General features: G+C 67.0%; 13 protein-coding genes. 7 read left to right on the plus strand and 6 right to left on the minus strand.

The annotated features are described in order from the left end of the window. Positions 1–73: 73 nt before the first annotated feature. The 6 genes from FB459_RS07175 to valS all read right to left on the minus strand — a co-directional run bounded on the left by FB459_RS07175 (position 74) and on the right by valS (position 6,778). Positions 74–601, minus strand: coding sequence for a hypothetical protein (locus tag FB459_RS07175; protein WP_141927966.1), 528 nt, complete (start codon positions 599–601; stop codon positions 74–76). Next, positions 598–1,872, minus strand: a complete 1,275-nt coding sequence (locus FB459_RS07180) for a DUF58 domain-containing protein (protein WP_141927967.1) — start codon at positions 1,870–1,872, stop codon at positions 598–600. Before FB459_RS07180 ends, FB459_RS07175 begins: the two co-directional genes overlap by 4 nt. After that, complete coding sequence (locus FB459_RS07185; RefSeq protein WP_141927968.1) at positions 1,865–2,851, minus strand: AAA family ATPase; 987 nt, start codon at positions 2,849–2,851, stop codon at positions 1,865–1,867. Before FB459_RS07185 ends, FB459_RS07180 begins: the two co-directional genes overlap by 8 nt. Then, a complete protein-coding gene (locus FB459_RS07190; RefSeq protein ID WP_141927969.1) occupies positions 2,848–3,339 on the minus strand; it encodes a hypothetical protein in 492 nt (163 codons plus the stop codon). Before FB459_RS07190 ends, FB459_RS07185 begins: the two co-directional genes overlap by 4 nt. Then, positions 3,332–4,018, minus strand: a complete 687-nt coding sequence (locus FB459_RS07195; RefSeq protein WP_141927970.1) for a DUF4129 domain-containing protein — start codon at positions 4,016–4,018, stop codon at positions 3,332–3,334. Before FB459_RS07195 ends, FB459_RS07190 begins: the two co-directional genes overlap by 8 nt. A gap of 120 nt (positions 4,019–4,138) precedes the next feature. Next, positions 4,139–6,778 carry a valine--tRNA ligase gene (gene valS, locus FB459_RS07200; protein ID WP_129624893.1) on the minus strand — a complete coding sequence of 880 codons (2,640 nt, stop codon included), beginning with the start codon at positions 6,776–6,778 and terminating at the stop codon, positions 4,139–4,141. 138 nt (positions 6,779–6,916) lie between these two features. Here valS and FB459_RS07205 point away from each other — a divergent pair, with 138 nt between their 5' ends. From FB459_RS07205 to ndk, 7 genes are all read left to right on the plus strand, one after another. Then, positions 6,917–7,483: a GAD-like domain-containing protein gene (locus FB459_RS07205; RefSeq protein ID WP_168990161.1), complete on the plus strand. Its 567-nt coding sequence runs from the start codon at positions 6,917–6,919 to the stop codon at positions 7,481–7,483. Positions 7,484–7,821: 338 nt separating this feature from the next. Then, positions 7,822–11,148, plus strand: a complete 3,327-nt coding sequence (ileS, locus tag FB459_RS07210) for an isoleucine--tRNA ligase (protein ID WP_129624895.1) — start codon at positions 7,822–7,824, stop codon at positions 11,146–11,148. Further along, positions 11,145–11,675 (plus strand): GNAT family N-acetyltransferase, encoded by a 531-nt coding sequence (locus tag FB459_RS07215; protein WP_129624896.1) that lies wholly within the window; start codon positions 11,145–11,147, stop codon positions 11,673–11,675. The genes ileS and FB459_RS07215 overlap by 4 nt, the downstream gene beginning before the upstream one ends. Then, on the plus strand, positions 11,672–13,063 hold the full coding sequence (locus FB459_RS07220; RefSeq protein WP_141927971.1) for a bifunctional folylpolyglutamate synthase/dihydrofolate synthase: 1,392 nt from the start codon (positions 11,672–11,674) through the stop codon (positions 13,061–13,063). Before FB459_RS07215 ends, FB459_RS07220 begins: the two co-directional genes overlap by 4 nt. Beyond that, complete coding sequence (locus tag FB459_RS07225; RefSeq protein ID WP_239702110.1) at positions 13,060–13,443, plus strand: DUF4233 domain-containing protein; 384 nt, start codon at positions 13,060–13,062, stop codon at positions 13,441–13,443. The genes FB459_RS07220 and FB459_RS07225 overlap by 4 nt, the downstream gene beginning before the upstream one ends. Then, positions 13,443–14,282, plus strand: a complete 840-nt coding sequence (locus FB459_RS07230; RefSeq protein ID WP_129624898.1) for an undecaprenyl-diphosphate phosphatase — start codon at positions 13,443–13,445, stop codon at positions 14,280–14,282. Before FB459_RS07225 ends, FB459_RS07230 begins: the two co-directional genes overlap by 1 nt. A 26-nt stretch (positions 14,283–14,308) precedes the next feature. Further along, entirely contained in the window at positions 14,309–14,731 is a 423-nt protein-coding gene (gene ndk, locus FB459_RS07235) for a nucleoside-diphosphate kinase (RefSeq protein ID WP_141927972.1), read from the plus strand. The last annotated feature ends 26 nt before the right edge of the window (positions 14,732–14,757 follow it).

Below are 14,757 nucleotides of genomic sequence, written 5' to 3' on the forward strand. Positions count from 1 at the left end.
CCGAGACTGAATTAGGTGTGCCTAAGGTAACTAAGGGTCACCTAATCGTCAACCCGGGGGTCTACTTGGTCGGTCAGTTGGCAGGCCCGTGCGTACGTGCGACGGCGACGAAGGTGGCGGCGATCACGAACAGTCCGAGCGGCACGAGCCAGCCGGCCGATGGACGCGGTGCGCCGGTGGCGACCAACACCAGGGATGCGCCCGCTGCGACGAGAGCGCTCGCTGTGAGGGTACGAGTGACCCAGCGGTTCAGCACCGGTCTCGCGATCGACGTCTGATCTGCGCCGTCGGTCGCCAGCAGGAAGCAGCACTGGAACCCCAGCATGCACAGCGCCGCGGGCAGGCTCCACCAGGTGTCGGGGGCGAAACCGGCGGAGACCCAGGTCCAGACGGCGGCCAGACCGAGCAGGCCGACGCAGGCGCCGGTGGTCTCGAAGGCGGTGACCAACGCTGCCACGGCGAGAGTGATCAGGGGTATGGGATCGGGTGCTCCGCCGAACGTGGTGACAGCAGCGAACAGCGCGACGAACATCCACGCCGTCAGGTGCGCGATGCGGCGATCCCGGTGCATCGACGCCCATCGGGACAGCAGCCGGCTCATCGGGCAGCCGCCCGCGCGGGAGGTCGCCGAGCCAGCCGGCGCATGACATCGTCCAGCGTTCCCGGCCCCCGCCACGCGACCACCGGCACTCCGCGACGACGCAGGGCATCGATCTCCATCTGCCGCTCGAGAAGCCGGATCCTCATGGCGATCAGGTGTCCCGAATCCTGCACTGTGTCGAGTGGTTCGGTCGGCAGAGTGTCGACGACCACGATGGTGAGACCGCGTACTGCGAGGGTGGCCGCGACGGTCGAGGCGAATGGACCGAGCAGCGGCGACATCATGACGACCGTGGCTCCCGACGGAATGTTCCATCGCAAGCCGGACGCATCTCGATCACCGAGCCGGCCGGGGTTCACGGCGCTGAGCAGATCGAGCACACGGCGACGGTGCTGCAGACCGAGGGACGGTCGCAGATTCAACGGTCGTTCGCTGCCCACCACTCGCAGCCCGACCCGGTCACCCTGGCGCAGGAAGAACTCGCTGATGCCCGCTGCCGCCCGCAGGCCGGTGTCGATCGTGGTGCCTCGAGACCGGTCACCGAAGTCGACTGAAGCGTCGACCACGAGATGGACTTCGGCGTCCTGTTCGGCGTAGTTGGTGCGACTGTGCAACGTGCCCGTGCGAGCGGTCAGCGGCCAGTGCACCGAGCGCAGCCGGTCTCCCGGCCGGAACTCGCGCACGTCGGCGAACTCGGTGCCGGAACCGGGACGACTCGAACGGTGCAGGCCGACGAGGCCGATCGGATGTGGCACCGGGGTGCGACTGTCGAAAGCCTCGGCACGGGGCAGGGCTCTCGCTTCGAGCGGCGGTAGGTGGAGCGCACCGAAGCGATAGGCGCCCCACGGTGACGAGAACTGAACGTGGACGCCGCCGACCCACACCGGGCCGGTTCGGCTCGGCCACCAGGTCAGCTCGATCCGGTCGACGTCCGCCAGGGCCGATGTCACGGATTTGTCCCAGCGCACCCGTGCCGTCCGGTCCGTCTGGACGGTCCACGACTCCGCGCCGTCCAGACCGCGCGCTTCGACGATCAACCTGGTGCGCTCGGCTTCGGTCGGGGCCGTCCGTTCCAAACCATGCCGGACCGTGGGTCGGGACCTCGGGCGGGTGGCGATGCACCACGTGCTCAACACGACGAAGGGCAGACCAAGGACGAGCAGATCGGCTCGGCGGAACGCGACAGCGGCCGCGAGCAGCACGCCTGCCCACAGGATCAGCTGCAGCAGCAGAGAACTCGGCACCCAGCGGGTGGGATTGTCCTCAACCATCGACGCGGGCGGGTGCGACGGTCACCGAAGGCGCCGGAACGCTCGACAGCAATTCGTCGACGATGGTCGACGTGGACAGATTCGACATCCACAGCTCCGGGCGCAGATTGATCCGGTGACCGAGTACGGCGGGGGCGATGGCCTTGACGTCGTCCGGGGTGACGAAGTCCCGGCCGCGGATCACCGCGATCGCACGCGAAACGAGCATGAGCGCCAATGATCCTCGGGGTGATGCGCCGATGAGGACGTGCTGGTGACTGCGGGTCGACGAAGCGAGGTTCACGCAGTATGCGCGGACGGTGTCCTCGACGTGAACCTGCTCGACGGACCGTTGCATGGCGAGCAGGCCGGCCGGGTCGGTGACGGCGTCCAGGACGGTCGCCTCCTGTTGGCGTTCCATCCGCCGGGTGAGGACCCCCAATTCGTCTGCTGCAGAGGGGTATCCGAACGAGACGCGGGTGAGGAACCGGTCGAGTTGTGCCTCGGGCAGGGGATAGGTGCCCTCGTACTCGACGGGGTTCGCGGTCGCGAGGACGTGGAACGGTTCCGGGAGAGGGAAAGTGCGTCCCTCGACAGTCACCTGGCGTTCCTGCATCGCCTCCAACAGCGCAGCCTGCGTCTTGGGTGGCGTTCGGTTGATCTCGTCGGCGAGCAACAGTCCGGTGAAGACGGGGCCGGGTCGGAAGTCGAAGTCGCTTCGGGACTGGTCGAACACGAACGACCCGGTGAGGTCGGACGGCAACAGGTCGGGTGTGAACTGCGCACGGGTGAAGTCGAGACCCAGCGCCTGGGCCAGGCTGCGGGCGGCAAGAGTCTTGCCGAGTCCGGGGTTGTCCTCGAGCAGCACGTGCCCACCGGCGAGGACGGTCGCCAGCACGGTTTCCAGCGGACCACGTTTGCCCACGACCACCTCTTCGACCCGGTCCAGGAGGCGGGCGGCAAGATCCGCGGTCTCGGCGACGGTGAGGTGCTGGGTCATAGTTGCTCGATTCGATCGACGATGGCGTTGAGGTCGGCGCGGGTCAGGCGGGGCGGGGGATCGGACTCCAGGTAGGCGCGCAACTCCTGGGGGAGTTCCTTCAACGAGACGAACTGTGCCCCGGAGGGATTGATCCGATGCTCCACCACGGTGCGCAGTGACCGTTGAAGGTTTCGATCGGCGTGCCCGACCCGGTGAGTCTTGGCGGTGACGTCGCAGCAGAGGTTGTGCAGGGTGAACAGGCGACCCTCGTTGCGGGTGGACGGTTCGTAGCTCTCGTCCCGAGTGTGCAGGTTGTTCGTGATCGACCACCCCTCTCGCACATCGCGGACGTAACCGGTGCAGACGGCGATCACGATGCCGCCCGCGATGAGCGCCGGAAGGTTCGCCGGGGTGTCGAACACACGCAGCACGGCCCAGAAGCTCGCACCGAACACTGCGCCGATCGCGATGCGCTTGAGCCAACGCCGGAACTCGGGCTCATTCACGGGTCCCGACCTCTTCTCGCGCTCCGAGCGAGTGCTGGACTCGGTCCAGGGCGTCCTGCGCAACGAGGCGATGTTCGTCGGTGAGTGGGTGGTCGGAGAACCGCGCCTCGCGGTAGAGGTCGGCCAGTTCGTCGAGTGCGTCGTCGTCGACATCCAGGTCGGACATCACCCGCTGCATCACATCTGTGGCCGTCTCGGACGGGTGCGCCTGCAGTCCGAGTGCCGCGACCCCCTCCAGGAGAGCCGTCCAGCACGCGATCACCGCGTTCGAGGGGGTGTCGGTGCGCAGCAGCTCCCGGCTGCGGCTGACCGTCTCCTCAATCGCCGCTTTGCTGTCCTGCTCCGGCTGCGGAACGGTGCGCTCCCAGCGCAGTCGGAACAATGCACGTACCCCGAGCAAAAGCAAGCACAACAGCGCGATTGCGGCGGCCACGACGATCGCCTTGATCACCCATTCGGTGAAGGCCAACGGGGTCGAGTCACCGCCACCGGCCGTCGGCGGTTTCGGGATGTCGGTGCGCGTCGGCGTCTGTCGGGGCTGCCGCTCCGGGCGACTGCCGGTAGGCGTGCCGATGACCGGGTCACCGGTGGAGACAACCGCAACAGTGGCCAACCCGAAGACCGCGGAGGCGACCAACACGGGCACCATCCACGGCGCGCGCGCTTCCCGTCGACTCATGCACCGACCCTATGCGTCACGTCCTACGTTGTCCTGCAACTGGATCCTGGGCCGATCTGCGGGCCTGGAACATGAACGCGGACCCCGTCGATGATCAACAGGATCCGCGTTGCACGTCGTTCAGCTCTGCGCGGGTGTCTTCGGCGGCGGCGGGATCAGTTCTGCGTCGCGCACCTCGAACGTTTCGCCGTCCGCGTACTGCAGCGCGGTGATCTTGCCCGCCGCGCGCAGGTCGGCCTCGCCCGCACGGACCCGGTCGGTGATCTCGGCCGGCCCGGCGAAGGTCACCGAACTCACCTCGGCACGCATGCCCATCTTGGCGTCCGACTTCGCCTTACGGACGCCCGCGAGCGCCTGACCGACGGCGCCGAGCACCGTCGGGTCCCCGTCGGTTCGGAGTTCCTCGAGGCTCGGCCACGCCTGCCGGTGCACGCTGCCCTCCTGCCACCACGACCAGACTTCCTCGGTCGAGTAAGGCAGGAACGGGGCGAACAGACGAAGCAGCGTTTTCAGCGTCAGGCGGAGCGTGGCGCGGGCGCTCGCCGCCTCCGCCTCGCCCTGACCGCCGTACGCGCGGTCCTTGACCAACTCGATGTAGTCGTCGCAGAAGGTCCAGAAGAAGGTCTCGGTGACCTCGAGGCTGCGGGTGTAGTCCCAGGTCTCGAAGCCCTTGGTGGCCTGCTCGACGACCTCGCGCAGGTTCGCGAGCACCGACCGGTCGAGTTCGTTGGTGATCGGGGCGTCGTCGGCCACATCGCCCATCGTGAGCGCGAACTTGCTTGCGTTGAGCAGCTTCATCGCCAACCGCCGACCGACCTTCATCTGGCTCTCGTCGTAGGCCGCGTCGACGCCGAGGCGTCCGGCGAGCGCCCAGTAACGGACGGCGTCCGCGCTGTGCTGGCGCAGCACCTCCTCGGGCGTGACCGCGTTGCCCTTCGACTTGCTCATCTTCTTGCGGTCGGGGTCGAGGATCCAGCCGTTGATCGCGGCGCCGGTCCACGGGACCGTGCCGTTCTCGAAGTGGGCGCGGACGACGGTCGCGAACAGCCAGGTGCGGATGATGTCGTGGCCCTGCGGACGCATGTCCATCGGGAAGATCTTCGCGAAGAGTTCCGCGTCGTTGCGCTCACCGGCGTTGCTCGCGACCGGCCACCCCGTCGCGATCTGCGGAGAGAGGGACGAGGTCGCCCAGGTGTCCATGATGTCGGGGTCGCCGACGAATCCGCCTGCCACACCTCGCTGTTCGGCGTCGTACCCGGGCGGGACGTCAGTCTGGGGGTCGACCGGCAAGGTCTCTTCCGCGGCGAGGATCGGGTGGTCGTAGTCGGTCTCGCCCTCTGCATCGAGCGGGTACCAGACCGGGAACGGCACCCCGAAGAAGCGCTGTCGGCTGATCAACCAGTCGCCGTTGAGCCCGCTGATCCAGTTGGTGTAGCGGCTGCGCATGAACGCGGGGTGGAAGTCGATCTCCTGGCCACGCGCGATGAGTTCGTCCTGCAACTCCTTGCTGCGTCCGCCGTTGCGGATGTACCACTGCCGGCTGGTCACGATCTCGAGCGGCTTGTCGCCCTTCTCGAAGAAGTTGGCCTTGCGCTGCGTCTTCACCGGCTCACCGATCAGATCGCCGCTCTCGCGCAGGGCGGTGACGACCGCCTCGCGGGCCGAATGCACCGTTTTGGTCGCGAGCTGCTCGACGTAGAGGGATTCTCCGGCGCCGCCGGTGATCCACTCCGGAGTCTCACCGCTGATACGGCCGTTGCGCGTGATGATCGAACGGATGGGCAGCTGCAGTTCGCGCCACCACATGACGTCGGTGAGGTCACCGAAGGTGCAGCACATCGCGATGCCCGCGCCTTTGTCCGGCTCCGCCGCCTGGTGGGCGAGCACGGGGATCTCGACACCGAACAACGGGGAGGTGACGGTGGTGCCGAAGAGGTCCTGGTACCGCTCGTCGTCCGGGTGGGCGATGAGGGCGACGACGGCAGGGATGAGCTCCGGACGGGTCGTCTCGATCTCGACCGTGCCGCCGTCCGGCTTGTGGAAGCTCACCTTGTGGAACGCGCCGGGGTAGTCGCGTGCTTCCAGCTCGGCCTGGGCGACCGCGGACTGGAAGGTGACGTCCCAGAGTCCGGGCGCCTCAGCCTGATAGGCCTCGTCGCGTTCGACGTTGCGCAGGAAGGCCTGCTGTGCCACGGCGCGTGAACGGTCGTCGATCGTGCGATAGGTCTGGCTCCAGTCGATCGACGCGCCGAGAGTGCGGAACATCGACTCGAACGACTTCTCGTCCTCGGCCGTGAGCTCTTCGCACAGCGGGATGAAGTTGGCACGGCTGATCGGCACCTGGTCGGCGGCCTTGACCGACTTGCCCTCGGCGCCCTGCAACGGCGGGGTGAAGTTCGGGTCGAAGGCGGCACCGTGGTCACCGCGCACGCCGTAGTAGTTCTGGACGCGGCGCTCGGTCGGCAGGCCGTTGTCGTCCCAGCCGATCGGGTAGAAGACCTCCTTGCCGAGCATCCGCTGGTAGCGCGCCATGCAGTCGGTGTGGGTATACCCGAAGACGTGGCCCACGTGCAGGCTGCCGCTCGCCGTCGGCGGGGGTGTGTCGATCGAGAAGACCTGCTCACGTGGCAGCGACAGCGCACGCTCGCGGTCGAACGCATACGTTTCCTGCTCCTGCCATACCGCTCCCCACTTGTCCTCCAAGCCGTCGACGGTGGGCTTGTCGGGGACCCTGGTGGGCGTGGCGTTGGCGTCAGTCATGCGGCCTATGTTCCCATCCGCCCGGGGTGCGTTTCACCCGGGTTTCGAGTGCTCGGCGCCTCGCACCGACCGCCGTGCTCCCTCGTCCATCCCCTTGTACGCCCGCGCTGCGGCGATGCGCTGGTTAGCATGTGGCGCATGAGCATCACCGTGCAGCGTTTCCTCGACACCTACGCCCCCGACTCGGACGTCGAGGTGCCCGGCCGCGCCTTCCTGGAGTACGCGGCGCAGCACGCGCCGCAGGAACTTGTGGAGTTGTGGAGCACCCACGGCCTGGGCTTCTACGGCGAACAGCGCATCGCGCTGGTCGACCCGGCCGAGTGGACGCCGGTGCTGCAGCGCTGGCTGGGCAGCGACGTCCGCAGCATCCCGTTCGCCGTGACCAGCTTCGGTCACGTCTACCACGTGGAGGGCGACGGCCCGGTGCAGTGCCTCGACCCGCACTTCGTGACCAACAACTTCGTCGCGCCCGATGTCGTCGGATTCTTCAACGACCACCTGCCGAGCTCGTCCTCGCACCTGGCCGATCTCGAAGGTCCGCGCGGGGGCGCTCGTTCGCAGTTCGGTGAACTCGACGAAGGACAGATCTACTGCTTCAACCCGCCGCTCAGCCTCGGCGGGCACGTCGGCCCCGACACCCTGGATCTCGCCGACGGCATCGCAAAGCTCACCGAGATCCACGAAGGCACCGCAGCCAACCGCTGACCCTCCGCGAACCTACTGTTTCGCCGAACCCACTGAGTACACCCAATAGGTTCGGCCGGGAAGTAGGACGTTCGCCGGCGGGTTGGAGAAGCTGCCCGATGCAGGCGTAGACTGCGCAGCAGAAGCGTCCGAGCCGTCATCAGCGGCGAGCTTCCGGAAGAACAGAGCGCGAGCTCCCAGTAGACCCGGACGGGACGAGCCCGTCACAGCTCACGAACAAGCGGTCGCAGCATCTGCTGCGGCAAAGCGGGGTGGTACCGCGGTGCTGCCGGACGATTCCGGCGACGTCGTCCTCGATCGATGACCGAGTTGATGATCACGCGAAAGAGACGCACCCGATGGCGTACCCCAAGGTCGACCTCACCGCCGACTCCGGCGAGTCCACCGGCACCACTGCAGCTACCACGGCCGCCGGTGTCTCCTCGACCCCGAACTTCCCGGCGATCGAGCAGGCAGTGCTGCGCTACTGGGACGAGGACGGCACCTTCCGGGCGTCCGTCGAGCAGCGGGACGCGGGCGTCGACGGGGCCAACGAGTTCGTCTTCTACGACGGTCCGCCCTTCGCCAACGGGCTGCCGCACTACGGCCACCTGCTCACCGGCTACGCCAAGGACGTCGTCCCGCGCTTCCAGACCATGCGTGGCAAGAAGGTCGAGCGCCGGTTCGGTTGGGACACCCACGGTCTGCCCGCCGAACTCGAGGCGATGCGCCAGCTGGGTCTGAAAACCAAGGACGAGATCCTGGCGATGGGGGTCGAGAAGTTCAATGCGGCCGCGCGCTCGTCGGTGCTGAAGTACACCGACGAATGGGAGGCCTATGTCAACCGCATGGGCCGCTGGGTCGACTTCGAGAACGACTACAAGACACTCAATTCCACCTTCATGGAATCGGTGCTGTGGGTGTTCAAGCAATTGCACGACAAGGGCCTGGCCTATGAAGGCTTCCGGGTGCTGCCGTACTGCTGGAACGACGAGACCCCGCTGTCGAACCACGAACTGCGCATGGACGACGACGTCTACCAGATGCGCCAGGACCCCGCGGTCACTGTGGGATTCCGTTGCGGCAGCGGTGAACTCGAAGGTGCGTACTTCCTGATCTGGACCACCACGCCGTGGACGCTGCCGAGCAACCTCGCGGTGATGGTGCACCCCGACATCGACTACGTCGTGGTCGAGTCCGACTTCACCGGTAGCACCGAGCGCTACGTCATCGCCGAGGCGCGGGTGCAGAGCTACGCCAAGGAGTTGTTCGGCGACGCCAAGGCCGAGTGGGCCGACAAGGTCGTGCGCCGCCTCAAGGGCCGCGACATGTTCGGCGCCACCTACACGCCGCCGTTCTCCTACTACCTCGGCCACGAGAACTCCTTCCGGGTCGTCGAAGCCGACTTCGTCACCACCACCGACGGAACCGGGCTGGTGCACAGCGCCGGTGCATTCGGCGAGGACGACATGATGGTCACCGACCGGGAGGGCATGGCCCCGGTGATCCCGGTCGGGCCCAACGGCGCGTTCACCTACCCGGTGGCGGAGTACGAAGGCATGCAGGTCTTCGACGCCAACCCGCATGTCATCGACCACCTGCGGGCTGCCACCCGTGGCGACGGCGAGCGTGGCGCGGTCACCGAGGGCACCGTGCTGCTGCGGCGCGAGACCTACGACCACAGCTACCCGCACTGCTGGCGTTGCCGTAACCCGCTGATCTACATGGCGGTGTCGTCGTGGTTCGTGTCAGTCACCTCGATCAAGGAGCAGCTGCTGGCCAATAACCAGCAGATCAACTGGGTGCCCGGCAATGTCAAGGACGGCCAGTTCGGCAAGTGGCTGGAGAACGCCCGCGACTGGTCGATCTCACGAAACCGCTTCTGGGGCAGCCCGATTCCGGTGTGGAAGTCGGACAATCCGGAGTACCCGCGGGTCGACGTCTACGGCTCCTTCGCGCAGTTGGAGGCCGACTTCGGCACCCTGCCGAAGAACACCGACGGCGAACCCGACCTGCACCGTCCGTTCGTCGATGAGCTCACCCGTCCCAACCCCGACGACCCGACCGGGCGGTCCACGATGCGCCGGGTGGAAGACGTGCTGGACGTATGGTTCGACTCCGGTTCGATGCCCTACGGCCAGGTGCACTACCCGTTCGAGAACGCCGACTGGTTCGAGCACCACTACCCGGCCGACTTCATCGTGGAGTACATCGGTCAGACCCGCGGCTGGTTCTACACGCTGCACGTGCTCGCCGGCGCGCTGTTCGACCGTCCGGCGTTCGAGAACGTCATTTGCCACGGCATCGTGCTCGGCTCCGACGGCCAGAAGATGAGCAAGTCGCTGCGCAACTACCCCGACGTCAACGAGGTCTTCGACCGCGACGGCGCGGACGCGATGCGCTGGTTCCTGATGTCCAGCCCGATCCTGCGCGGCGGCAACCTGATCGTCTCCGAGGAGGGCATCCGCGGCGGCGTGCGTCAGGTGATGCTGCCGCTGTGGAGCAGCTGGTACTTCTTCAGCCTGTACGCGAATGCCGCCGGGTACGAGGCGAAGTGGTCAACAGCGTCCACCAACGTGCTGGACCGCTACTTGCTCGCCAAGACCCGCGTGCTGGTGCACCAGGTGCAGGACCAGTTGGACGCGTACGACGTCGCGAGTGCGTGTGACTCGATCGCCGCCTTCGCCGACGTGCTCACCAACTGGTACATCCGTCGTTCCCGTGACCGGTTCTGGTCGGTGGGCAAGGACGCCGACGAAGAGGCCTTCGACACCCTGTACACCGTGCTGGAGACGCTGACCCGCGTCGCCGCGCCGTTGTTGCCGTTCACCGCCGAGCAGGTGTGGCGTGGCCTGACCGGAGGACGTTCGGTGCACCTGACCGACTGGCCGGTCGCGGACGACCTGCCGGCCGACGACGCACTGGTCACCGCGATGGACCGCGTCCGTGCGGTCTGCTCGACCACCTCGAGCCTGCGCAAGGCGGAGAACCTACGCGTACGCCTGCCGCTCGGCGGGCTCACCGTCGTGGTGCCCGACCCCGCGGCCATCGAAGGTTTCGCCGCACTGATCGCGGACGAGGTCAACGTCAAGAAGGTCGACCTGGTCGACCTGGCGGATGCGTCCGAGGAGGACTTCGGTCTCACCCGTCGACTCACCGTCAACGCCCGTGCGGCCGGACCGCGTTTGGGCAAGGACGTTCAGCTCGCGATCAAAGGCAGCAAGAGCGAGGACTGGTCGGTCGCCGACGACGGCACGGTCACCAGCGGTGGTCTGGCCCTCGAAGAGGGCGAATACACGCTCGAAACCGTTGTCTCCCAGGGTGCTTCGCAGGCCAAGGCGCCCGCCATGCTGCCGGGTGGCGGGTTCGTCGTGCTCGACACAGAGGTCTCCGACGCGCTGCGCTCGGAGGGCATCGCCCGCGACGTCGTCCGCGGCGTCCAGCAGGCCCGTCGCGAGGCCGGCCTCGACGTCAGCGACCGGATCAGCGTCGCGATCATCGGTGACGAGCCGGTGTGGCAAGCCGTGCTGGAGCACCAGGGCCTGATCATGGGCGAGACCCTCGCCGTCCAACTCGGTGCGGCCGGCGGTGACCAGGTGTTGCCGAACGCCACCCCGATGACGCTGTCCGACGGACTGAAGGCGAGTGTCGCGCTGAAGAAGGTCGACTCCGGAGCCCGGTCGTGAACCAGGCGCCGGCCGCGGTGATCCGGCAGGCCGGGGGAGAGGACCTGCAGGCGGTCATCGAGGTCGGGCTGCGCACCTGGCCCGCCACCTACGCGCCCATCGCCGGCAAGGACTACGTCGCGATGGGGCTGTCGAAGTGGTGGACCGACGAGGCGACGATCCCCGCGATCCGAGCCGGACGCGTCCTGGTCGCCGAGGTGGACGGCGAGATCGTCGGCATGACCTCGTTCGGCCCACTCGACGGACACTTCATGATCTGGAAGCTGTACGTCGTCCCCGAAGCCCAGGGCGCCGGGCTCGGACACCGCCTGCTCACCGCGGCGATCAATCGCGCGCACAGCGAGGACTACGAGCAGGTCCGTCTGTCCTACCTGGTCGGCAACGATCACGCGGCGACGTTCTACGAGCGTCACGGATTCGTGGAGTACGAGCGCGAACACGGCGGTTCCGGCATCCCGGACTCGATCTGGGTGCGGCTGCAACTGCGCGACCCCAAGATGCGCAACCCCAAGGAGAACGACCGATGACCCCACGTCCTGACGCCGCCCAACTCGAGGCCGCGCGCAAGCTCGAGGTGCACAAGCGGATCCGGGAGATCGAAGCCGAGATCCTCGCGCGTACCCCGGAGAACAATCCGGAGCCCTCGCTCGACCGGGTCGCCGAGTGCATGACGTTGATGGGGGACCCGCAGCACAACTTCCCGATGATCCATCTGACCGGCACCAATGGCAAGACCACGACGACGCGCATCATCGAGCGGATCCTGCGGGAGATGGGTCTGTCGACCGGACGGTTCACCTCACCGCACCTGCACGACATGCGTGAGCGGATCTCCTTGAACGGCATGCCGATCGAACCGCAGCGGTTGATCGACGTCTACGACGACGCATTGCCCTTCATCGAGATGGTCGACCAGAAGTCGCAGGCCGCGGGTGGCCCGCGGATGACCTACTTCGAGGTCATGGTCGTGCTCGCCTATGCAGCCTTCTCGGATGCGCCGGTCGACGTCGCGATCGTCGAGGTCGGCCTGGGGGGAGTGTGGGACGCCACCAACGTCGCCGACGGGAAGGTGTCGGTGATCACCCCGATCTCCATCGATCACCAGCGCCTGCTCGGCAACACGGTCGAGGACATCGCCACCGAGAAGCGCGGCATCATCAAGCCCGACTCCATCGCGATCGTCGGACGCCAACTGCCCGAGGCCGACGAACTCATCCGGGAACGAGCCCAGGAGGTCGACGCCGAGCTCGAACGCGACGGCATCTCCTTCGGCATCACCGAACGCGAGACCGCGGTCGGCGGTCAGCAGATCACCGTCCAGGGCCTGGCCGGTCAGTACGCCGACCTGTTCCTGCCGCTGTTCGGGGAGCATCAGGCTCACAACGCAGCCATGGCGATCGCCGCCGTCGAGGCGTTCATCGGCGGCGGGGAACAGCCGCTGGACCGCGACGTGCTGCAGACCGCGCTGGCCGAAGTGAGCTCTCCGGGACGGCTCGAGATCGTCCGCCGCTCACCCACGATCGTGGTCGACGCCGCGCACAACGGCGGCGGCGTGCTCGCGCTGCGCGAGGCGATGAACGACTCGTTCACCTTCACCCGGCTCATCGGACTTGTGGCGATCATGGGCGACAAGGACGCCGAATCGATGCTCGAGCAGTTGGAGCCGGTGCTGGACGAGATCGTGGTGACCCGCAACTCCTCGGCGCGCTCGATGAGCCCGCGCGATCTCGGTGAGCTCGCCACCGAGGTGTTCGGAGCGGACCGGGTGCACGTCGAGCCGCATCTGGTGGCGGCGATCGACAAGGCCGCGAATCTCGCCGACGAACAGGGCGGTGTCGGCGGTGGCGTACTGGCCACCGGCTCCGTCGTGACGGCCGCCGACGTCCGCGCTGCACTCGGGGTGACCGACACGTGAGGGACGTCTTCTTCCACGGCGTCGGGGAGAAGATGACGCGGCGCTTCGCCGCCATCGTGATCGGCTCGCAATCGCTGGTGGTCTTCTTCGGGGCACTCGTGGCCTACGGCATGGCGAAGGCGCAGGACGATTCCTCGCACACCACCTACCTCGTCGTCGGGTGCGTGCTCGCCGTGCTGTGCATCGTCGCCGCCGGCGCGATGCGTCGTCCGTGGGGTGTGACGCTCGGATGGGTCATCGAAGTGGCTACCCTGGCAGCGGCATTCATCGTTCCGATGATGTTCTTCGTCGGTCTGGTCTTCGGTGCTCTGTGGATCACCGCGCTCGTCCAGGGTCGGAAGATGGACCGACTGACCCGTGAATTCTCCGGAGCTTCGTAGTGGACTTCTTCCAAGCCATGGTGCTCGGCATCGTGCAGGGACTCACCGAGTTCCTGCCGATCTCGTCGTCGGCGCACCAGTTGATCGTCAGCCGGTTGTTCTTCGACAACGACGGCGGCGGGGCGGCCTTCACCGCCGTCACACAGCTGGGCACCGAGACGGCCGTGCTCGTCTACTTCTGGCGCGACATCGTCCGCATCATCAAGCAGTGGGCCTTGTCGTTGGTCGGCAAGGTGCCAAGGAGCGACCCTGACGCGCGCATGGGTTGGTGGGTCATCATCGGCACCATCCCGATCAGCGTGCTCGGAGTCCTGCTGAAGGACGTCATCCACGGGCCGGTGCGCAACCTGTGGGTCACCGCGACGATGTTGCTGGTCTTCGCCCTGGTCATCGCGGTCGCCGACTCGACCGCGTCGCAGCGCAAGACGCTGGAGAACCTCAACGCGCGTGACGGTGTCATGTTCGGACTGGCCCAAGCGTGCGCGCTGATCCCGGGTGTCTCCCGCTCGGGCGGAACGATCGCCGGTGGGCTGTTCATGGGGTACCGCCGCGAGGACGCCGCGCGCTACTCGTTCCTGCTCGCCATCCCGGCCGTGCTCGCGTCCGGCTTCTTCGAACTCGCCGACATCGCCGGTAAGCCGAACCCGGACGGATGGTGGCCGATCGTCATCGCGACCGTCATCTCCGGACTCATCGGGTACGCGGTCATCGCCTGGCTGCTGCGCTACATCTCGACCCACGACTTCAAGGCGTTCGTCTTCTACCGGATCATCCTGGCGATCATCCTGTTCGTGCTGCTCGGCTTCGGTGTGATCGACAGCGCCCCGCCGGTGGCGTGACGACGCGGTGTCCTAGGCTCTGCACCGTGAGCGAGCAGATCGAACGCACCCTGGTCATCGTCAAGCCCGACGGCTACCGCCGTGGACTCACCGGGGAGGTGCTGCGGCGCATCGAGGCCAAGGGCTACACCCTCGCCTCCCTGCAGGTGATGACGCCCGATCGCGAGCGACTGGCTCAGCACTACGCCGAGCACGAAGGCAAGCCGTTCTACGAACCGCTGGTCGACTTCATGAGCAGCGGTCCGGCCACCTTCGTGGTCGTCGAGGGTCAGCGCTGTATCGAGGGCTTCCGTATCCTTGCCGGAGCGACCGATCCGACGGCCGCGCTTCCCGGCACCATTCGCGGCGACCTCGGTCGCGATTGGGGCAAGAAGGTGCAGGAGAACATCGTGCACGGTTCGGACTCGCCGGAATCCGCAGAGCGGGAGATCGGCATCTGGTTCGCCTGATCACTCTCGGAGCAACGCACGGGGCC

The sequence above is a fragment of the Yimella lutea genome (assembly GCF_006715095.1).
In the GTDB taxonomy this organism is placed as follows: Bacteria; Actinomycetota; Actinomycetes; order Actinomycetales; family Dermatophilaceae; genus Yimella; species Yimella lutea.

What these genes read in the sequence shown, in the direction of transcription:
- FB459_RS07175 (WP_141927966.1), bottom strand. Translation starts at nt 601, where the DNA reads ATGAGCCGGCTGCTGTCCCGATGGGCGTCGATGCACCGGGATCGCCGC.
- FB459_RS07180 (WP_141927967.1), bottom strand. Translation starts at nt 1,872, where the DNA reads ATGGTTGAGGACAATCCCACCCGCTGGGTGCCGAGTTCTCTGCTGCTG.
- FB459_RS07185 (WP_141927968.1), bottom strand. Translation starts at nt 2,851, where the DNA reads ATGACCCAGCACCTCACCGTCGCCGAGACCGCGGATCTTGCCGCCCGC.
- FB459_RS07195 (WP_141927970.1), bottom strand. Translation starts at nt 4,018, where the DNA reads ATGAGTCGACGGGAAGCGCGCGCGCCGTGGATGGTGCCCGTGTTGGTC.
- valS (WP_129624893.1), bottom strand. Translation starts at nt 6,778, where the DNA reads ATGACTGACGCCAACGCCACGCCCACCAGGGTCCCCGACAAGCCCACC.
- FB459_RS07205 (WP_168990161.1), top strand. Translation starts at nt 6,917, where the DNA reads ATGAGCATCACCGTGCAGCGTTTCCTCGACACCTACGCCCCCGACTCG.
- ileS (WP_129624895.1), top strand. Translation starts at nt 7,822, where the DNA reads ATGGCGTACCCCAAGGTCGACCTCACCGCCGACTCCGGCGAGTCCACC.
- FB459_RS07220 (WP_141927971.1), top strand. Translation starts at nt 11,672, where the DNA reads ATGACCCCACGTCCTGACGCCGCCCAACTCGAGGCCGCGCGCAAGCTC.